The sequence below is a fragment of the Pedobacter nyackensis genome, from assembly GCF_900176505.1.
In the GTDB taxonomy this organism is placed as follows: domain Bacteria; phylum Bacteroidota; class Bacteroidia; order Sphingobacteriales; family Sphingobacteriaceae; genus Pedobacter; species Pedobacter nyackensis.
Window position 1 is genome coordinate 524334 of record NZ_FWYB01000002.1, and the last position, 21754, is coordinate 546087.

Annotated in this window: 16 protein-coding genes; 8 read left to right on the forward strand and 8 right to left on the reverse strand. The window is 40.6% G+C overall.

Features of this window, described 5'->3' with window-relative positions:
• Positions 1-87: 87 nt before the first annotated feature.
• Genes B9A18_RS06450 through B9A18_RS06465 form a run of 4 tightly spaced genes read left to right on the forward strand, consistent with a single transcriptional unit; the run spans position 88 to position 6382 of the window.
• Positions 88-2580, forward strand: a complete 2493-nt coding sequence (locus B9A18_RS06450; RefSeq protein ID WP_084288343.1) for a TonB-dependent receptor — start codon at positions 88-90, stop codon at positions 2578-2580.
• 27 nt (positions 2581-2607) lie between these two features.
• On the forward strand, positions 2608-5022 hold the full coding sequence (locus tag B9A18_RS06455) for a TonB-dependent receptor (protein ID WP_084288345.1): 2415 nt from the start codon (positions 2608-2610) through the stop codon (positions 5020-5022).
• Between the two features lie 34 nt (positions 5023-5056).
• Positions 5057-5611 carry an NUDIX domain-containing protein gene (locus tag B9A18_RS06460; protein ID WP_084288347.1) on the forward strand — a complete coding sequence of 185 codons (555 nt, stop codon included), beginning with the start codon at positions 5057-5059 and terminating at the stop codon, positions 5609-5611.
• 24 nt (positions 5612-5635) lie between these two features.
• Entirely contained in the window at positions 5636-6382 is a 747-nt protein-coding gene (locus tag B9A18_RS06465; protein WP_084288349.1) for a lysophospholipid acyltransferase family protein, read from the forward strand.
• Here the strand turns inward: B9A18_RS06465 and B9A18_RS06470 are convergent, their stop codons facing one another.
• Both B9A18_RS06470 and B9A18_RS06475 read right to left on the reverse strand, forming a co-directional pair.
• The gene (locus B9A18_RS06470) at positions 6383-7135 is read right to left on the reverse strand and encodes a LytR/AlgR family response regulator transcription factor (protein WP_084288351.1); all 753 of its coding nucleotides are present in this window, start codon (positions 7133-7135) and stop codon (positions 6383-6385) included. It abuts the gene before it with no gap.
• Positions 7132-8166 (reverse strand): sensor histidine kinase, encoded by a 1035-nt coding sequence (locus tag B9A18_RS06475; protein WP_084288353.1) that lies wholly within the window; start codon positions 8164-8166, stop codon positions 7132-7134. Before B9A18_RS06475 ends, B9A18_RS06470 begins: the two co-directional genes overlap by 4 nt.
• A gap of 233 nt (positions 8167-8399) precedes the next feature.
• On the opposite strand from B9A18_RS06475, the gene B9A18_RS25145 reads away from it, so the two are divergent.
• From B9A18_RS25145 to B9A18_RS06485, 3 genes are all read left to right on the forward strand, one after another.
• Positions 8400-8573: a hypothetical protein gene (locus tag B9A18_RS25145; protein WP_159452615.1), complete on the forward strand. Its 174-nt coding sequence runs from the start codon at positions 8400-8402 to the stop codon at positions 8571-8573.
• A gap of 297 nt (positions 8574-8870) precedes the next feature.
• Positions 8871-9248: a BlaI/MecI/CopY family transcriptional regulator gene (locus B9A18_RS06480; RefSeq protein WP_084288355.1), complete on the forward strand. Its 378-nt coding sequence runs from the start codon at positions 8871-8873 to the stop codon at positions 9246-9248.
• Complete coding sequence (locus tag B9A18_RS06485; protein WP_084288357.1) at positions 9245-11224, forward strand: TonB family protein; 1980 nt, start codon at positions 9245-9247, stop codon at positions 11222-11224. The genes B9A18_RS06480 and B9A18_RS06485 overlap by 4 nt, the downstream gene beginning before the upstream one ends.
• An 87-nt stretch (positions 11225-11311) precedes the next feature.
• Here B9A18_RS06485 and B9A18_RS06490 read toward each other — a convergent pair whose 3' ends face one another.
• The 4 genes from B9A18_RS06490 to B9A18_RS06505 form a co-directional block, all read right to left on the reverse strand.
• Positions 11312-12082: a succinate dehydrogenase/fumarate reductase iron-sulfur subunit gene (locus B9A18_RS06490; protein ID WP_084288358.1), complete on the reverse strand. Its 771-nt coding sequence runs from the start codon at positions 12080-12082 to the stop codon at positions 11312-11314.
• Between the two features lie 26 nt (positions 12083-12108).
• The gene (locus B9A18_RS06495; protein WP_084288360.1) at positions 12109-14088 is read right to left on the reverse strand and encodes a fumarate reductase/succinate dehydrogenase flavoprotein subunit; all 1980 of its coding nucleotides are present in this window, start codon (positions 14086-14088) and stop codon (positions 12109-12111) included.
• A 25-nt stretch (positions 14089-14113) separates the two neighbouring features.
• Positions 14114-14794, reverse strand: a complete 681-nt coding sequence (locus B9A18_RS06500) for a succinate dehydrogenase cytochrome b subunit (protein WP_084288362.1) — start codon at positions 14792-14794, stop codon at positions 14114-14116.
• A 196-nt stretch (positions 14795-14990) separates the two neighbouring features.
• On the reverse strand, positions 14991-16532 hold the full coding sequence (locus B9A18_RS06505) for a trypsin-like peptidase domain-containing protein (protein ID WP_084288364.1): 1542 nt from the start codon (positions 16530-16532) through the stop codon (positions 14991-14993).
• A 156-nt stretch (positions 16533-16688) separates the two neighbouring features.
• Between B9A18_RS06505 and dapF the strand changes: the two genes are divergently transcribed.
• A complete protein-coding gene (gene dapF, locus B9A18_RS06510; protein ID WP_084288365.1) occupies positions 16689-17474 on the forward strand; it encodes a diaminopimelate epimerase in 786 nt (261 codons plus the stop codon).
• A 14-nt stretch (positions 17475-17488) separates the two neighbouring features.
• Here dapF and B9A18_RS06515 read toward each other — a convergent pair whose 3' ends face one another.
• Both B9A18_RS06515 and B9A18_RS06520 read right to left on the reverse strand, forming a co-directional pair.
• Positions 17489-19792, reverse strand: coding sequence for a helix-turn-helix domain-containing protein (locus tag B9A18_RS06515; RefSeq protein WP_084288367.1), 2304 nt, complete (start codon positions 19790-19792; stop codon positions 17489-17491).
• A 23-nt stretch (positions 19793-19815) separates the two neighbouring features.
• Positions 19816-21618, reverse strand: a complete 1803-nt coding sequence (locus B9A18_RS06520; protein WP_084288369.1) for a DUF4153 domain-containing protein — start codon at positions 21616-21618, stop codon at positions 19816-19818.
• Positions 21619-21754: the final 136 nt, after the last annotated feature.

The following is a 21754-nucleotide window of genomic DNA, read 5'->3' on the forward strand; positions in this document are numbered from 1 at the left end:
TAATAAAATAGTTACGCCACGTTTTTTAAACTTCCTAGTCGTTTATTTGTCCAAACTAAAACAAACCACACACAAAAGAATTCCTTAATGACTAATTTCTACTACAAAGTACTGCTTTTAACCCTTATTATTTGTATTACGACTGTAAAAATCAATGCACAAACCACTAACGATGGAAAGATAACCGCAAAGGTTACAGATGCTCAAAATAATGAAACCATTCCCTTTGCTTCTGCCATTGTCATAGACCGTAAGACCAAAGCTGTTGTAAAAGGTATACAAGCTGATGTAAATGGAAATTTAGCCATAACAGGCTTGCCAAATGGCGTGTTTACCTTTAAAGTGAGTTATGTGGGCTACCAAACCATGGTTAGAGATTCCGTTTCTATCTCCGCTGCGCAAAACGCCATCAACCTGGGTACTGTTAAAATGAAACCAGCTAAGGGAACCGCATTAAAGGAAGTAGCCATTACCGCGCAAAAAAGTACGATGCAGCTGGGTATAGATAAAAAAGTATTCTCGGTAGATCAGAGTCTGGTATCTGAAGGAGGCTCAGCATCAGATCTTTTACAGAATGTGCCCTCCATACAGACCGATGTAGACGGGAATGTAAGTTTAAGAGGATCTACCGGGGTGAAAGTTCTGATAGACGGTAAACCCTCATTAATTGCGGGTGGCGACATTGCGCAGATCCTCCAATCTATACCGGCAAGTTCTATTGAATCTGTGGAAGTTATCACTAACCCCTCAGCAAAATATGATGCTGAAGGGCAATCGGGTATCATCAACATCGTGTTAAAAAGAAATAAGAAACTTGGTTTAAATGGCAATGTAGGCTTAACAGCGGGCAATAGGGACAATTACAATGGCAACGCCAGCATAAGCTTCCAGAATAACAAAGTTAATCTCTATGGAAATTATGGCTACCGCTATGGTAACCGACCAGGAGGTGGATTTAACAACATTACTTATAAAAAGCCTAATTCGATAACGAATCTGACCTTCGCCGATCAGACAATGGAGTCTGCAGGATTAGACAAAAGTCACAATGCTAAAGCAGGTATTGATTATTACCTTACCGCAAAAGACATTTTAAGCTTATCAGGAGGTTTCAACAGCAGAAATCAGACAGAAAGTGACCTGGCCATGATTTACGAATATGGACCGCAAAGAAACCCGCTTGAATTCAGCACCAGAAACACCAGTAACTCTGGTTCCGGAAATAGCTACGACCTGAACTTCGATTACAGCCATAAATTTAAAACGCAAGGGGAAGAATTAACCTTCAACTTCGGTTATTCTACTGGTAATAATGATAGATTTCAGGATTACAGCACATCTGTTTATGATCGTGGAGGAATACCCGTTTCTGAAGAGACTGAATTGCTGAGAAATATTAATAATGGTAACAATAGCAACTACAATATCCAAACCGACTATACATTGCCACTGGGTAAGTTAGGAAAAATGGAGGCCGGCTACCGCAGTCAGATACGCTATTCAGATAATAATTCGCAAGCTACTGAGTTTAACAGCAGCACAGGCATGTATGACGCAAATTATGCCCTGTCTAATTTGTTCGATAGCAAAGATCAGGTTCATGCCTTATACTTAAACTATCAGAACCAGTATAAAAACTTTGGCTACCAGATCGGATTCAGAGGAGAAGATGCATTATTGAACACCAACTCTGGTGGATACGACAACGACGGGAATATCAGCTATACACCTGGAAAAATCTCTTACCAACGTTTATATCCTAGCATTTACCTGACTCAGAAATTTAAAGGAGAACAGCAGTTACAGGGAAGTTACTCCAGACGAGTGAACAGACCCCGAGCTTGGGATACCAATCCATTTACAGACTATTCCAACCGATTTAACTGGCGCCGTGGTAATCCGAACCTGCTTCCAGAAGACGTACATTCCTTTGAATTGAGCTATAGCAAGTTCTGGCCTAAAGTAACCTTAATTTCTACAGCATATATGCGTCGTACAAATGACCTGATTCAAAGGGTAAGATCAAGCGCGAATGATGAAGGAGTTATTATCACCACGCCTCAGAATTTAACAAGAGAGCTATCGAGTGGATTTGAATTTATAAGTAAAGTGGATGTCCTGAAAGCCTGGAACTTCACCACAAATGTGAATGTATACCATAGTGATATCGCTGCTGTCCCAGCTTACAATATCAGGGGCAACTCAGGCTTTAGCTGGAATGCCAATGTAACGAACAACTTTGTCCTACCATACAGCATTACACTACAGGTTAAGGGTGAATACGAATCTGATGAGGTAATGGCTCAGGGAAAGAGAAATGCCAACTGGTCTGCAGATGCAGGTGCAAAATATGACTTCCCTGGTAAAAAAGCATCCCTTAGTTTTAATGTAAGAGACGTCTTCAATACCCGTAAATGGAGTATGGAGTTTGATGATGATAATACCAAAACAGAATTTCAAAGAAGAAGATACGGTCCTGTAGGAAACCTTACCTTCTCTTATCGTTTCGGAAAAACAACCTTCCAGAAAAAAAGTAAAAAATCCGATCAGGAAATGCGTTCTGACGAAGAATCATTTTAAACACACCATCACCAACATAACCAGGCATTGAAAAAACAATTAACACTCATTTTTAGTCTGCTCCTACTCATCAGTACCACTGATTTATATGCGGCTGCCGAAAAAGGTATCATCACAGGTAAAGTAATTGAAGAAGTAGGGGCATTACCTATCCCCTCTGCTGTTGTAGCTGTTTACGAGGCCGATTCTGAACGCCCTTTCCTTACCACGTCGACAGATGAGAATGGCTTTTTCAAATTTAATGCCCTAAAGCTGACCACGTATAAGGTAAAAATAAGCTATGTCGGTTTTACCAGTCTCACCGTTAAGGAGGTTATCCTTACGCAAAAGGACTTTGAACGTGACCTGGGCACACTGAAACTGAGCAGCGAACAGAACAACCTGAGTGAAGTGACCATTACAGCCGAAAAACCTGTGATAGAGTTTGCTGCCGATAAGATCACCTATAACGTAGATAAATCTATTCTGGCCGAAGGAAGCACTGCAACAGACATTCTAAAAAATGTACCCATGGTACAGGTGGATATTGATGGTAAAGCTACTATCGCAGGGAAGCGGTCGACCAGGATATTTATTGATGGTAAACCATCAGATTATATGACTTCCAATATCTCCGACCTTTTGAATGTTCTGCCATCCGATGCGATTGAGAAGATTGAAGTCATGACCAATCCGCCGGCCAAATATTCCGGCGATGGCGAAGGAATCATCAACATTGTCATGAAAAAAGGTTTTGCAATTGGCTTTAATGGTAATGCAGGTATCACGGCTGGTTTACAAGGTAACACCAATACAAACACCAACGCTTCCTACCGTAGCAAAAACTACTCGCTAACCGGTAGTGCAGCTTACAGAACTAATATTGGCAGAAGCACGTCTCACTCCTATAGGGAAAACTTCGACCTGGTTAAAGACACCACCTTTTACTACGACAATTACGGCCGCAACAGAAGCAATAGTAATGGAGGGAATTTTAGAGGAGGCCTGGATTGGGACATTACCCCCCAGCAGAACCTTCGCGTAAGCACCAATTTCAACACCAACAACAGTCATAATAACGCCGGTACTGATTTTAATTTCTTAAGTGAAGAACTTGCCTTAAAACGGGTACGTAACCAACTGAGTACGAGCAACGGAAGCAGTCATAATGTAGTGTTTAATGCTGATTATAGTCTGAAGGGAAAAGAAAGCGGTGACAAGCTAACTATTGGGTTGACTTATAACAATAGCGCCAATGATAATTTAAGGTTACTGGATCAGCATTACACTTTACCAACTACGCTTAAGCCGTCGCTACGTGAAAATACCGATGCTGTAGGCAACAATGGCCTTAACTTTAACCTGGATTACGACAGGCCCGTTTTTAATAAACGAGATCAGTTTGAGGCAGGCATCTTATACAATCAGCGCAAGAACGACAACGACATGCTGGTTAGGGATTTTAATTTCGCCACACAAGAATATGTAATTGCGGAGAAGCTAAGTAACCGATTCCTCTACAATGAGCGGATCATTGCCGGATACACCTCATACAACTACAAAGGGAAAAGCATTGGCGTTAAAGCAGGCATCAGGGCAGAGTTAACAGATGTAGATTTCGACTTGTCGACCGGCGACAGCTACAACATCAAGCCTTACCTAAGCTTATTCCCCAATATTTCGATCAATCATTTTTTTAAGAAAAGATACAATATCGGCGCCACCTACAGTGTCCGCGTAAACAGACCAAGAGAAAATGCTTTAAATCCGCAGATCAATAACAACGACACGCTAAATGTCTCATTTGGTAATCCAGGGCTTGTTCCTGCCTATACCCATCAGATGGACATCAGCTTTGGTGCATTCGGCGAAAAATGGTCTTTCACCCCTCGTTTATCTTACTCTACCAGTAGCGGCGTGATTGAACGTTATCGTTCAGTAAATGTTGTAAACGGAGTTGCGACTTCCGAGACCACCTATTTCAATGTTGGCTCGAATGATATTTTCGGAATAGTATTGATTGGAAACTACCGACCAAGCAAAAAGCTGTCGGCCAACGTCAATTTTACGCTCACACAGAGCAAATATACCTCCTCATTAAACAGTGCACTAAACAGAGATGGGTTGAGCATACGTAGTGCACTAGGCCTATCCATGCAATTGCCGCTTAGAACCGCTTTCGAAACCAATATAAACTACGCGAATAATGCGAATGCGCAGGGCCGCACCAAAGGATCTATAACGAGTAGTATGGCCGCGAGAAAGGCTTTCCTAAAAAACAGGCTGAGCGCCAGGATAACCATTTCCGATCCTTTTGGCAGTCGCAATAACACCCTGTTTAGTGAAGGAATTAACTTCCGTCTGCAAAGCTACTCGACCAGTAATACCAGTAATGTTACCATGAGTTTGAATTACCGCTTTACGAAAATTAAAAAAGTTCCAACACCGCCTAAAGCCAATTAGCTCTGCTGAAATCAGAAATTCGTATATTGCGGGCATGGAAGAGCATAATCCCTGGATAACGATCGAAAGCCATAAAATCTACGAAAACAACTGGATTGGGTTAACTGAACACAATGTGATCAACCCTTCAGGCGGCAAAGGCATATATGGTGAGGTCCATTTTAAAAACTATGCCATTGGCATCATGGTACTGGATGAAAACCACAACACCTGGCTCGTTGGTCAGTATCGCTTTCCTTTAAAAGCATACAGCTGGGAAATTCCAGAAGGCGGAGGTCCACTTGAATCAGATCCTTTGGAGAGTGCACAGCGTGAACTGCTGGAAGAAACCGGGCTTACTGCAATTGAATGGATAGAAATACAGCGCATGCATCTGTCTAACTCTGTAAGTAATGAGCTTGGCATCATTTACATGGCAAGAGCATTAACCCATGGGGAATCCTCGCCTGAAGAAACAGAAGAGTTGGTGGTACGTAAACTCCCTTTTGATGAAGCCTATCAGATGGTAGTCAATGGAGAAATTACCGACAGCATGAGCGTTGCCGCCATTTTAAAAACCAAAATATTAATCCTGGAAGGTCATTTATAATTTTTCATCCACGCACAGTAAACTATGAACAAGTTCTTTGGATATATATTCAGTCCATTATTTTACATCTCCTTTGGGTTATCTCTCGTTATCTTCCATCCTATACAATGGATCTGTTACAAGTTTTTCGGATACAAGGCACATAAGGCATCCGTAGATGCGCTTAATTTCTTCTTAACCTATTCTGATTTGTTGCTGGGCAGTTCTATTACTTTTGTAAATGATCAGAATCTGCCATCCGACCAACCCATCATCTTTGTAGCCAATCACCAGAGTATGTATGATATTCCGGGTTTGATCTGGTTCCTTAGAAAATATCACGTAAAGTTCATTTCCAAAATTGAGTTGACCAAAGGTATTCCCTCTATTTCCTTTAATTTGAAATACGGAGGTGGCGCAAATATAAACCGTAAAGACAGCAAACAGGCCGTTTCTGAGCTGATAAAGCTTGGACGCAGAATGAAAGAGCATAACTGGTCGGCCATGATATTTGCTGAAGGCACACGTGCTAAAGACGGCCAAATAAAGCCCTTCCAGGTGGGCGGTATCGCAACCATGTTAAAAATCATTCCCAATGCATTGATTGTGCCTGTAGCTATTGAAAACTCATGGAAACTTGTACAGTACGGCGCTTACCCTTTAAGCTTCGGCGAGAAGTTAAAGTGGACGGTTTTGTCGCCAATCGACCCGGCAAATAAAAACCCGGAAGAGATTGTACTTGAAGTCGAAAATGCAATAAGAGTAAAGTTAAACCAGGTTAAACCGGCTTAATCAAATATTCTTATTGTCAATATGTCTAAAAAATTCATCCCTATAGGTATCTCCTATCGGGATAATTTTACCGCATATAGATATCCTGCTACGTTCGATGCTTTCAATTTTATCTAGCGCAATGATGTACGACTTATGAACTCTGATGAACTGCCCCTTAGGTAAGGTTTCTTCCATCTTTTTCATATTCTGCAAAGTAATTACCCGCTCTGTTTTAGTAAAGATGGATATATAGTCTTTAAGTCCTTCAATGTAAAGGATATCATCCAGTTCTATCCTTTGAATTTTATGCTCTGTTTTTACAAAAATGAAGTCTTGTATAGGGTTAACCGGTTGCGGAGCGGGTGCAGCGGCCATTAAAGGCTGTATAGTGGACGCCCCTGAACTGCCACCTTTCAATTGGTTATGCACCTTTTCTACAGCCTTATAAAAGCGGTCGAATGCAATGGGCTTTAGTAAATAATCGGAAACATTCAGATCGTAACTTTCCAATGCATACTGAGAATAGGCAGTGGTTAATATATAGCTGGCTTTTCCGTTGGCAATCTTTAAGAACTGTATTCCTGTAAGTTCCGGCATCTGAATGTCCAGAAACACCAGATCAATCCCACCCGCCTGCACCATTTGCAATGCTTCGATGGCATTTTCGGTACGCTTAACGAGTTCAAGGAATGGCACTTTGGAGACGTAATCCTCTATGATATCGAGTGCGAGAGGTTCATCATCAACAGCTATACATTTTAACTTTATCATAGGTCTAGCATTAGTTCAGTAGTATAATGAGTTGCCGAATTTACGATATTTAATTTATACCGGTCGGGATAAAGCAATTGCAAGCGACGCTCCACATTATTAAGCCCTACGCCACCCATTGCATCTTTATTATATTTACTCTTTTTATTGGTTACACTAAAGTTTATTATTTTCTGGTTGGCAATGATATTGATCCTGATGGGATCTTTCGGATCATTGGCCACCCCGTGCTTAAATGCATTTTCAACAAAAGAGATCAGAATCAAGGGCACCACCTGCTGGTCGTCTATCTCGCCATGCAAGGTAAACTCAACAGCAGCCCCATCCTTAAACCTTAGCTTCTGCAGCTCAATATAGCTTTGTACATAAGTGATCTCTTTGCGCAATGATACCCAGCTATCATTGCTTTCATAGATCATATAACGCATAATCTCCGAGAGTTTCAAAATGGCATCAGGTGTTTTATCCGATTTTTGATAGGCTAGTGAGTAAATATTGTTTAAAGAATTGAACAGAAAATGAGGATTTAACTGCGATTTTAAAAACTGCAACTCCATATCCCTTTTCTCGCTCACCAGGTCGCGCTGTATCCTTTCACTGCCCGACCAGTCTATAGCAAACTTTAAAAGCGCACTTACCACTATAAAAAAGCCCGAAACGAAAATAGCAAAAACGACATACTTGGTCAGCTCCACATATGCGATCTTTCCGGTCTCTTCGCTAAAATAAGTTAAGAAGAAATCTCTGTTTAAGCTGGCTACTATCGTTTTTATGACCACCATAATAGCGATGAGCATAAAAATAGAAGCCATGTAAAGCCCGTATCGCTTTTTTTGCTTCACCAGTATTGGAATCAACAGGAAATAGTTGATGTAAAAAATGGAAAGGTTGATAATGGCGAAATAACCAAACTTTACCATCACTTCGTATGTGGAAGGCTTTTGTCCTGCACTAAATGTATCCCAAAGCAATACGATTAATATAAGCAGCCAAAAAAAGAGGTGTACAGCTAAAGGGCCTTTGTTTTTCATCAATATAAACTAAAATGTCATCCATCAAATTACACAAATCTAATTATTTTAGCAGGCAGACTTTCGACAAACTGGCATTTTTCTTCTACGAAATCCCGAATTAGCTTGGTTTAGGGTAAGACTACCTGAATTAACCGTTTATCTAGGATAATATCCCCTTGGTCTAAAACATTTTAGCAGCCTGTTTTTATTTGTTCTATTTGTTTCATCAAAAAGAAACAATTCACCAACTTATGAAAAGGTTAGCAAATACATCGCCATTTTTACTACTGCTGGTTCCGGTATTCATCGTTATACTATTGACATTTGTTACAGCTGGCTCTGATCAGCAAAATGACAATATGGCTTCAAAAGCTCCAGCGATGAAGAATACTTTTACCAAAGTAGTAAATTCATTTTCCAGGTAACATTTACCTCAGCAAATGGCTGTTCCTTACTCCTGGCTTCCGGCCAGTGGTAATCAGCATATAAATTTCAGTTTAGTTAATAATACAAAAATGGCGGTGGATACCGCCATTTTTGTTGTTAATACCCACATCCACCCTGTTTTTAATATCCTCCCAAAAAGCTTCTCAATAAAAAAGTGCTAAATATTTTGAAAACTAAAATATTAGTTATAACTTCATACTAAGATTTTAGTTATACTGCCAAGTGCGCACGAAACGGAATAACAAATCATTATCAACGTCTGATCGAAATTTAATATGGAACTAAAAGATCTAACCAAGGCTGAAGAACAAATCATGCAAATCATCTGGCAAATAGAAAAGGGGTTTGTGAAAGAAGTGATGGACTTTTTACCAGAGCCAAAACCAGCTTATAATACGGTTTCGACCATCATCCGTATTCTCGAGACCAAAGGTTTCGTAGGCCACGAAGCTTTTGGCAAATCACATCAATACTTTCCCCTCATCAGTAAAGATGATTACAAGCGACATGCTACAGAAAAGCTATTAGATGGCTACTTCGAGAACTCAGTAGAGAGCATGTTCTCCTTCTTTGTTAAAGAAGAGAAGTTAGACCTGAGTGATGTGGATGAAATCCTTAAGATGATTAACAAAATTAAAAACAGACCAAGATGAGTTGGGCACATTACATCCTGCAAGTCAACATTTACCTCCTGGTATTTTATGGCTTCTATAAGTTATTGTTAGACAATGAAACTTATTTCACCCTGAATCGCATCTATCTGCTCTTAGCCGGTCTTTGCTCACTGGCCATTCCCTTTTTACGGTTCGAATGGTTTACCGAACAAGAAGCCACGCAGCCTTTATATGCAGGTGCCGAACAGTTAAACGACCTGATGACCCAGGTTATGATAGGCGACGCCCCTACCGACAGATTTAGTGCAGGCAATGTCGTTGTATTCATTTACCTCCTGGGTGTATTATTCTTCCTCGGAAAGTTCATCTGGCAGCTATTTTCGGTTGTCCGACGATTAGAAAGAACCCACAAAGGCGCTGCATTCTCCTTTTTTAGACAAAAAAGGGTGGACAGCAATTTGCCTCAGCAGCCAACCATTCATAAACACGAAGAGGTCCACATACAACAATTTCATACCTTGGATATACTCCTATTTGAAGTACTGGCCATATTTACCTGGTTCAATCCCATCATTTATGGCTATAAAAACTCGATAAAATACATCCACGAATATCTGGCAGATGAAGCAGCAGCGAAGATTCAGGGCGACAAAGAACAATATGCCTTATTGCTCCTCAGCACAACTTTTGGTGTGCCTGCAAATACTTTAACAAACAGTTTTTTCAATAAATCACTCATCAAAAAAAGAATTTTTATGTTGCACAAACCAAGATCAAGAAAAGCAGCCATCTTGAAGTATGGCCTGTTTGTTCCGCTATTTGCCATCGCATTAACGATGTCGTCAGCCACCATCAGAAACAATAAAAATATCAAGGAAATCGCTGATGAAATCCCTTTAAACAATCCTTTGGAAGTGGTTAAGGAAGTAGTGCAGGAGTCAATGAACACACCAGTTACAAAGCAAGCTTTAAAAAAGGCCAGCGTTACGGCGCAAACAACAGGCATAGTTGAAGCTGGTTGGGAAGACTTTTACAGATATGCAAAAAAATCCATTAGATATCCTGCAGCAGCCCACGACGCCAAGCTACAAGGAAATACCATAATTAAGTTTAAAGTGATTGATGGTTTGGTAGATAACACAGCGATTGTCACCAAATTAGGCGGCGGTTGTGATGCTGAGGTAATGAGAGTAATTGTTAGCTATCAAAACTATAAGGATATTAAAGACGGCGAATATACATTAATGGTTACTTTTTTACTTAGTGAAACGGATACGCCTAAAAGGAACGAGAATTTTCCCACAGTAAAAGGTTATAAAGCATTGAATAACATTGTCATAATGGGTTATGGAGGAAATCCAACAGTAGCTAACGGCACAAACGATGAAACAAAAGTCTATGACTTTGTTTCCATAGATAAACAACCTGGCTTTGAAGGTGGGATGCAAAATTTTTATTCCTATTTGCAAAAAAGCGTAAAATATCCTATTGAGGCGCAAAAGAATAATGTTCAAGGCAAAGTATTCCTTTCTTTTGTTGTTGAAGTTGATGGTGATCTAAGCAATATTAAAGTTGAAAGAAGCTTAGGTTCTGGCACAGATGAAGAAGCCGTAAGAGTATTAGCTGAATCACCAAAATGGGTTCCGGGGATGCAGAATGGCAAAGCAGTACGTGTAAAATACAATATCCCAATCACCTTCAGCTTAAGCAAGCCCGGAACACCCCAAGGCCCTAGTCAGGGAAACTTAGGTATCCGCTTTATGGACGAAAATGGGAAAATAAAAACTGCCGACGGCACCACAGCAAATCAACCACTTTATGTAATAGACGGAAAAATAATGGAAAATCAGGGTATCTCGGATATAAAACCAAATGACATTGAATCTATCACTGTACTTAAAGATGCCGGTGCTACAGCGATATACGGTGCAAAAGGAGCCAATGGCGTAATCATTATCACAACAAAGGCAGGAAAAGGAACTGAAAAAGCTGCTGAGACAAAAGAGAAAAAGTAGCAATAACCATAAATCCTAAAAGCAAAGAAACCCGACCTATTTGGCCGGGTTTCTTCGTGTAATACCTTGTCTCGAGCTATAAAACTATTAAATATCTTCCTCAGATACAAATTTTGCAGAATAAAAATCTCTATTCATACGTGCAATATTCTCTAAAGAAATTCCTTTAGGGCATTCAGCTTCACAAGCTCCGGTATTGGTACAGTTACCAAATCCTTCAGCATCCATCTGAGCAACCATACTTTGTACCCTGCGGTAACGTTCTGGCTGTCCTTGAGGCAATTGTGCCAACTGAGAGATTTTTGCAGACACGAATAGCATGGCCGAAGCATTTTTACAGGTAGCCACACAAGCACCACATCCAATACAAGCAGCAGCTTCGAAAGCTGAATCAGCCTGTACCTTTGGAATTGGAAGGTTGTTAGCGTCCTGTGCATTCCCTGTATTTACAGAAATAAAGCCTCCTGCAGCAATAACTCTATCAAATGCAGATCTATCTACAGTTAAATCTTTAATTACCGGAAAAGCCTTTGCTCTCCATGGTTCAACAACGATGGTATCACCATCTTTAAATGAACGCATGTGCAACTGGCAAGTTGTAATTCCGTCTTTTGGTCCGTGAGGTCTGCCATCGATAAACATAGAGCAGGCACCACAGATACCCTCCCTACAGTCGTGATCGAACACAACAGGCTCGTCGCCCTTAGAAATTAAGTCTTCGTTCAATACGTCAAACATTTCTAAGAAGGACATATCAGGAGAGATCCCTGATAGTTTATAATCAACCAAATTACCTTTGGCTTTGGTATTTTTTTGACGCCAGATTTTCAGCGTTAAATTCATATTTCCTGTACTCATGATATTGAGATTTTAGTACTTAGCTATTATTTATAACTTCTTTGTGCGACCTTAATGTTTTCAAATTTCAGCTCTTCTTTATGCAGCTCAAATTTCACACCTTCTTTGTATTCCCATGCTGCTACGTATGCATAGTTTTCGTCATCACGCATTGCTTCACCTTCCTCAGTTTGGTATTCCTCTCTGAAGTGACCACCGCAAGACTCATTTCTATTCAATGCATCCATACACATCAATTCGCCAAGTTCTATAAAGTCGGCCACACGACCAGCTTTTTCCAGCTCAGGATTAAACTCATTCGCTTCTCCTGGTACACGAACATCGCTCCAGAACTCTCTTCGCAGTTCCTGAATTTCAGCAATTGCCTCAGTTAAGCCTTTAGCATTACGTGCCATTCCGCATTTCTCCCACATGATCTTTCCTAATTTCTTATGGAAATGATCAACTGATTTTGTTCCTTTAATCGCGAAGAACTTATCAATGATTGATCTGGCACTAGCTTCAGCCTCTGCAAATGCAGGGTGATCCTGAGGAATTGGTTTTGTAGACAATTCTTTAGATAAGTAAGCACCAATAGTGTAAGGAATTACAAAATAACCATCAGCTAAACCTTGCATCAATGCAGAAGCACCTAAACGGTTAGCACCATGGTCAGAGAAGTTAGCCTCTCCCAAAGCGTATAAGCCCGGTACAGTTGTCATCAAGTTATAATCTACCCATAAACCACCCATGGTATAGTGAACCGCAGGATAGATACGCATTGGCAATTCATAAGGATCTTCTCCAGTGATTTGTGCGTACATATCAAACAGGTTACCATATTTTTCCTTGATCACCTCACGGCCTAAACGCATGCAGGTTTCTTTATCAGGATTATGGATGTTCTGTACATTGGCTTCAATACGACCGTAACGCTCAGTATTGGCTTTAAAATCAAGATAAACCGCTAATTTAGAGTTACCAACTCCGTAACCTGCATCACAACGCTCTTTTGCGGCACGAGAAGCCACATCGCGAGGTACAAGGTTACCGAAAGCAGGATACCTGCGCTCTAAATAATAATCTCTTTCATCCTCAGGGATCTCCGAAGCCTTACGCGTATCATCTTTCTTTTTAGGAACCCAAATACGTCCGTCGTTACGTAACGACTCAGACATCAGGGTTAATTTAGATTGGTGATCGCCGGAAACCGGGATACAAGTAGGGTGAATTTGTGTATAACAAGGGTTACCAAAGAAAGCTCCTTTTTTATGTGCTTTCCATGCTGCTGTTACGTTACTACCCATTGCATTTGTAGAAAGGTAAAATACGTTTCCGTACCCCCCACTGCAAAGCAATACGGCATGTCCTGAATGACGTTCCAATTCACCGGTAAGCAAGTTACGGGCAATGATACCACGTGCTTTACCTTCCACTGTTACAACCTCAAGCATTTCATGACGGGTGAACATTTCAACTTTACCCATACCTACCTGACGCTCCAAAGCGCTATAAGCGCCTAAAAGCAATTGCTGACCGGTTTGACCCGCAGCGTAGAATGTACGTTGAACTTGTGTACCACCAAAAGAACGGTTGTCTAACAAACCTCCGTACTCTCTGGCCAAAGGCACACCTTGTGCCACACACTGATCTATAATGTTTGCACTTACTTCAGCCAAACGGTGTACGTTAGCTTCACGTGCGCGGTAATCACCACCTTTTATGGTATCATAAAATAAACGATAAGTACTATCGCCATCATTCTGATAATTTTTTGCTGCATTGATACCACCCTGAGCCGCGATAGAGTGCGCTCTTCTAGGTGAATCCTGGAAACAAAAACATTTAACCTTATAACCCATTTCAGCAAGGGTTGCTGCTGCCGAAGCACCTGCCAGCCCAGAACCGACTACGATGATTTCTATGCTTCTTTTATTGGCCGGATTAACCAATGGCATAGAAGAACGTAATTTAGTCCATTTCTCTGTTAACTCTCCTTCAGGTATATGAGCATTTATTTCTGCCATGTTGTTTAAACTTTAAGATCTAAAATTATTTAATAAGGCCCAGGTACATTGCAATTGGCATAGAAGCAAACAGCAAAGAAATGATAATTGAATACCACACGCCAAGAGATTTAATTAGTGGTGTATACTTCTTGTGGTTCCAGCCTAAAGTTTGAAATGCTGAAGAGAAACCATGCAATAAGTGATAAGCCAATGAAACCATCGCCAATACGTAAAGTATAACCAGCAATGGATCTTTAAAGGTTTCAACCATCACTGCAAATAAGTCGTGATTACCATTTGCATCTGTTGTAGGGATACCTGTAAAACGAGACATTACCCAGAACTTGTTGATGTGGACGATTAAGAAGATCAAAAGCAAAGTACCCAATAAACCCATTGAACGGGAATACCACTTGCTATTTGCAGCCCCATTGGTAACCGCATATTTAACCGGACGTGCTGCCTGGTTTTGAAATACCAACCTGAAACCCTGGATAATATGCGCAAGTAAGCCTGCGAATAAAACGATTTCCATAGCCCTGATTAACCAGTTAGTACCCATAAAATGTGCACCCATGTTAAAAGTTAACCCGCCGTCATTCACAAATATCAACGCATTGATAAAACAGTGCACTAAGAGAAATGAAATGAGAAACAGGCCCGTAATGCCCATTATTAATTTTTTTCCTATTGATGAGGAAAAAGCGTTTCCGAAACTTGCCATTAGATTGTTTTTTTTTATTTCTGTTATGTGCAAAAGTATTTAATAAAAGAATTAATCGGTTAATTCAATCCATAAATAAGCTATTTAGAAACATTCTAAGATTACAATATTATGATAAATCTCTAAGGGGGTTGCAAAAATGAAAAAAGGCCAGTGTCACGATGACACTGGCCTTTTTATAAATTTTATTTAAAGCTTAGAACGAGTAAGTAAATTTACCTTCCTCATTTATACCTGAAATGGTAGTCATACCGTTTCTCGACTGTGGCAATGCAGCTTCAACATCTTTGGCACTGTTTACCGGTCTGCCATTCACAGCGGTAACCAATAAACCTTTAGAAATTTCTAAAGAATCGAAGATCTTGCCTTGCTGAACACCCGTTACAACCACACCACTTCTTACACCATACTTACCTTTAAGTTCTGCTGAAGCTGGAGCAAACGAAGCGCCTAACTTTTCTATACTGGCACCTTTGTTTACTTTTGCCACTGCATTTGGCTGCACTGTAGCTCCCTCACCTTTCAAAGTCACCTGCGCATCTTTCATCTGCCCATTTCTTAAATAAGTAAGCTGTACTTTGTCGCCAGGACTTAAACGGCCTATTTTCTCTTGCAAATCAGGAGAGTCATAAATGATATTTCCTTCAACTTTTTTAATGATATCACCCTTCTGAATACCTGCTGCTGCTGCACCACTACCAGGAAGCACTTCATTAACATACAAGCCTGAATTATCTTGTATATTTAGTTTTTCTGCAACATCCGCATCAAGTGCAGAGAAAGTTACACCGATATAACCACGTTTAACCGTTCCAAATTTTCTAAAATCATCCAATATTTTTTTAGCCAGGTTAACTGGAATAGCAAATCCATAACCTACGTTAGTACCTGTTTGAGAAGCAATCGCCGCGTTGATACCAATCAACTCACCATTAGCATTTACCAATGCACCACCACTGTTACCTGGATTTATCGCCGCATCTGTCTGTATATAAGACTCAATACTGGTATTTGCTGCACGTGCAGGCATTTTTCCTGTTCTTTGATACTCTTCAAAGTCTTCTTGCGAAGGCTGTTGCTGATCTCTGGCCAGGATACCTATATTACGTGCTTTTGCACTCACAATACCCGCGGTAACGGTAGTCTGCAAATCAAGCGGGAAACCTACTGCCAATACCCACTCACCAATCTGAACATTATCAGAGTTACCCATTTTCACCACCGGCAAATCAGTTGCTTCAACTTTAATCAAAGCCAAATCCGTATTCGGATCTTTACCAATCACTTTTGCACTTACTTTACGTCTGTCAGATAAGATCACTTCAATTTTATCTGCGTTATCTACAACGTGGTTATTCGTTACGATATAACCATCAGGGGTTAAAATCACGCCAGAACCTGATGCTGCTCTTGGAGCACGTTGCATCCTGCGACCACCGCCACCAAAAAAATCTTCAAACATGTCCATTGGAGATGACTGACGACCTCTAGTTGCGCTTTCCCCACCACCTGTATATGATGTTTTAATATGAACTACTGCTGGCGATACTGCCGCAGCAGCTTCCACGAAATCCACAGCTCCCGCTGAAGAGATTTTTGGGTTATTCGCAAAAATTACCTTTTGCTGATCGGCAAATGACAGTAATCCGTCATTTTTCGGCTCTAACAATTTATAGCCACCAATTGCAGCTGCACCACCTATAAATGCAGCCAACGCTATTAATCCTATCCTTTTCATTTATATATTAGTTTAAATTTATTTTACTTATCTAGCTACCTGCTATTTTCTTTCACTGATATGTTCAAATTTAATACCATATCAACGATATTTGCATCTGTAGTAAGTCACGAATACTGTTAAAAAATGTTAAATGACTAAGCTCATTAAAAAACTATGAAAATTCACTTCTCTAAATACCAGGGCGCCGGAAACGATTTTATCTTGATAGACAACCGCGATCTTTCTTTTAAAGATACGGACAAAAACACAGTTTTTCAACTGTGCCACAGGCGTTTCGGAATTGGAGCCGACGGATTGATGCTGTTACAAAATCACCCTGATTATGATTTTGAAATGCTGTATTTTAATGCTGATGGAAATCTGGGCAGTATGTGTGGCAATGGGGGGAGATGTATTGTCGCCTTTGCCAAACACCTGGGCATTATCAACCAAGAGACTGACTTTCTGGCCGTTGACGGTCCACATTATGCCAAAATTTCTGAAAAAGGGGACTGGGTAGACCTACAAATGATCGACATAGATACCATTAACAAAGACGGAGAGGCCTTTGTATTGAACACAGGTTCGCCACACTATGTTGCTCAAATGAATGGACTAGAGGATTATGATGTTTTCCATCATGGAAAAACCATCAGGAATAACGACACTTATAAAAAAGAAGGCATTAACGTCAATTTTGTAGAAGATAAAGGCGATCATCTCTTTGTACGCACTTTTGAACGTGGCGTTGAAGATGAAACCTATGCATGCGGTACAGGGGTTACTGCTGTAGCCCTATCCATGGCGCAACATAAAAACCAAACCGGACACATAAAAACCCCGGTAAAAGTATTAGGTGGCGATTTAAGCATTGAGTTCGATTACGATGGCAAGCAATTTACCCATGTATTCTTATGCGGCCCCGCACAAAAGGTTTTTGAAGGAGAGGTAACCATTTAGGTTAGCCCCAACCTTTAATCTCTTTCGGCCAGATGCGCTGCCACACCGATCTTAATTTCGCCAAATGAATAATCCCTGCCTAAACGCTCCCTTATAGGATTCATCTGCAGGGTTTTTAATTCCTTTATGGCGTCAAGAATCTTGCTCAGTTTTTTAGCGCCAATAATATCTTTGGCCGAAATCTCTTGCTGCGCTACATAATGTGCCAAATGCCCTTCAATCGTTCCAACCACCATTTTGCGTTCCTCCGCAATTTCCTGAATGGTCTTCCCTTCTTTAAGCAGCGTTAACGACAGTTCTTTGGTATCTACCTTAGGCTCCTTCTCTTTCTTTGGTGCTTTCGCTTTAGCAGCTGTCCCGGATTTAGTGGCTTTACCCTTTTTCTCCGTAAAATCAAGCTTACCCGGCATCGCAAATACGGTCTCCATCTGTGCAGCCCTTTCTGCCTGACTCAACAAGGCATTTACATCCTTCTTGGTGAACTCTTTCCCGCTAATGGTGGCACTCAGTAAAGCGGTAGCCTTGCGGATTTTCTTCACTTGTTCATAGAATAAGGCTTCCATTTCCAGTAACTCGGTTAAAAAGGCAATCACCTGCTTATCCTGTTTTACCAGTTCCATACGCTCAAATATCCTTCTAGAGAACCCCGAAAGCAAGGGATTAAAATAATTCTCGGCAGCAGTTGCCCTGTCGAGCAGGGTCTGTAAGCCTGCTTCAGATTTATCCTCATACAACCTCCTAATCTGCGCTAAAAACTTATTGGCATTTCCCTTTACTTCACTCAGATCTTTTAACAGCTGCGCAGCCCATTTTACATGCTTTTGCTTGGCCGATTTATTAATATCCTTTGTATAAGAATGCACGTGTTCGTATACATAATTATCAAGGGGAGTTAAGTCAAAACACTGAAGCAGGTAAGACCTCAAAAAAGTTTCCGTTTCATGTTGAATCCTACCTTCCAGCGCTGATGGGTCCTGTTTATTCTTGGAGAAAAACGTTACGTTCTGATCCTGCCTGATGCCGGAGCCCGAAATAAGGGAGGTCAGTACCAACCCATCTAAAGATCTTAACCTGGATAGTGCCACGTAGATTTGTCCGGGCGCAAAAGCATTGCCAATATCTATAATCGCCTTATCAAATGTTAAACCCTGACTTTTATGCACCGTAATGGCCCAGGCCAATTTAAGTGGATACTGCGTAAAAGTACCGATCAGTTCTTCTTTGATCTCACCTGTTACTTTATCCGTAGTATACCTGATGTTCTCCCACTTATATTTTTCCAGTACAATCTTTTCATTGTTACCTTCAGTCTGCACTTCAATCATATCCGGTTTAAGCGCAACAACAGTTGCAATTTTACCATTAAAGAAGCGCTGTTCGCCTGTAGGGTCGTTCTTAATGAACATCACCTGAGCGCCTATTTTAAGCTCCAGGATATGCTCTGCCGGGTAGGCATATTCGCTGAACTCATTCTCAACCTTAGCCATATACAGATAAGCGACATCCTTAAGCTCTTCCAGGCGCTGCTTATTCAAGGTATCCGCTTTATTGTTATGCGTAGTCAGCGTAATATATTTCTCATTTAAGGAAGGCTTAAAATCAGCCTGATAATATTTTTCCAACAAAGCCACATCCTCAGCTGTCACCTCATTGTTCCTTAAATTATTCAACAGATTAATGAACACATTATCTGCTTGTCGGTATATCTTCTCCAGCTCTATATAAACTGGTGGCTCATGGTGTAATGCATGCGCATCGAAAAAATAAGCACTATTATAAAACTGAGCAAGCATGGTCCACTCATTAGATTTCACTACCGGGGGTAGCTGGTGCAAATCGCCGATGAACAAAACCTGCACACCGCCGAAGCTTGCTGTATTGTTTCTTCTAATGTACCGCAGCACCATATCAATAGCATCCAGCAGATCCGCACGAAGCATACTGACCTCATCAATAATCAACAATTCCATATCCATCAACACTTTACGCTTGGCAGCAGTCATGTTTAAATGGCGCACAATTGACTTAGGTGTATTGTATTGCTGATTGTAATGGTCGCCATCAGCAGCAGGCTGCTTAGGCAAATAAGCCCCAAAGGGAAGCTGAAATAAAGAGTGAATGGTTACCCCGTTTGCATTGATGGCAGCAATACCTGTTGGCGCAGCAATTACAGCCTTTTTATGCGTCAGGTCTATTAAACGCCTAAGAAAAGTAGTTTTACCCGTACCCGCTTTTCCGGTAAGGAAAATATGTTTAGAGGTATAGTTTACAAATCTGGCCGCAAGCTCAGCGGGGTTAGCAGTTTCTGAATTCAGCATACTGCAAAGCTAACAAGAATTGACTACTTTACCCCAATTAGCAGGTAACCATTGTAATTTAGGAACCTGTAAAACTCTTCCAGATCACTTGTATTATCAGAAGTATTGAGTGATAACAACACCAGTTTCACCTCGTAGTTGCCCAGATTTCGCGTTAAGGAAAGGGAGTCCTGAGGCAGAAAATAAGCTCGTCCCCCATTAGGTCGCGCTTTTAATTTACCCTGTTTAAATTGCTCAACTGCGGCTATCGCCAACTTCTGCAGATCAAATTCACCCTGCCATACTCCGATCTTTACCCTGAGCTTTCCGGTTTGACTTTCCTTTTCCACAAAAACAGGCAGGTTATTTATTTTCAAAGTCTGCTGCTGAGTATAATTTTCAATAGGAATGAAATAATCATAGCCCTTAACAGATACCAGATTCTCCTCCAAAGGCATAAAATTGAGGTTATCCATAAAACTACGACGCTCCCTTTTTAGCTGAAGTAAAGCATAGGCTGTATCCGTTTTACTGCTTTTAATGGAATAGCGGGATTGAGTCGTGTCCTTTTGCTCAATTTTATCCTCCAGCGCAGTTAGATTCACCTTGGTAAAAGGCTGCAGAGCACTTAAACCATGTCGATCTACCAAATAATCGACCACCTCTCCACGCTGTTCAATGTCCTTTTCTTTAGTAGAAGCCATCAACTTTTTTAACCTGGCTATTTGCGAATACTTAGACACAGAAAATGCACTTTGTGGTCCGTAAGTCGCCAACAATGCAAGCACACATAAACTAACCGGAATAATTTTGATGTTTTGTCTTTTACTAAACAGAAAATAGGCAGTAATTAAGGTCAGCCAGCCCGCCAATATAATAAGGATGTATCTGGACTCAGTAATACCATAATTGCCTACTCTTTTCCAAACCGCAAGTAATAACAGCAGCACTAATGGAATCATCATCACATAAAAGAACCTGGAGAAAAACTTCATCCAGCCGTTTCCTTCTTTTTCCTTGATGGGATAAACGAGCAATAAAGAAAGAATCCCAAAAACGGCATAACCTAATATAAGCATGGAGACAAGCCCTTTAGGCAGTTCCCAATTGATGATGATTTTAGCTTCATACACCAATAAAATCACCAGATAGATAGACATTAGAGGGATCAGTACATACTGGGTAAATATTTTAAGCCCTTTAGGATAACTTTCATCCTTATCCAGTGCTTCAAAATTGTCAGGTATACCTGCAAGAAAAAAGATGGTCATAAACCCTGCCGTCACCACTGAAAACAAACGCATATAGGTTTCCCAGCCAATCTTCACATTAAATAAGCCATCAATAGCAAGAAGCGCTACTGCCAGCCCGACAAAAAGTACTCCAGCGTACAATCCGGAAGTAAGAAATCTTAAAAACAAGGATTTATTATACTGCCAGAAACCGTTAACACTTCCCTTATTTATAAATGGAGCAAAGGCTACAAGCAAATGAAAAGCGAAAGCAAGTAGTGCGATCCGGTAAACATCCGCCAGATAAAAAGTTGGATTTAACACGAAATACAAGGCAGTACAGATCAGTACCGCTATTAGTCGCAATCCCCATCTTTTCGCATTTTTTAGTTGATTTGCTTCGGCATACAAATCTGCGGTGAGCAACAAGGTCAAAGCCAGGTTACATACCGCAATAAATAGAACCAGGTGTTCTTCGGCTTTCCTATTGGTATCAACAAGGATACAACATGCCACAGTAGCTGCTACTGCCACCAGAACCTGCAAAGGAAAACGAGAAACAACCTTAAGGAAGCTTAACCATAACGAATGTAGAGAAGGAAGTTTGAGTTTCATAGAGACAATTTAATCGTGTTAATTGCTTTTATAAAAGTAAACAATAATTAGGTTAATTTATTTTCCCACTTCTTTAACAAATTTTAACAATATGAGTCATATGTTCATAGAATTTTAAATTATAGCTTTATCCCAG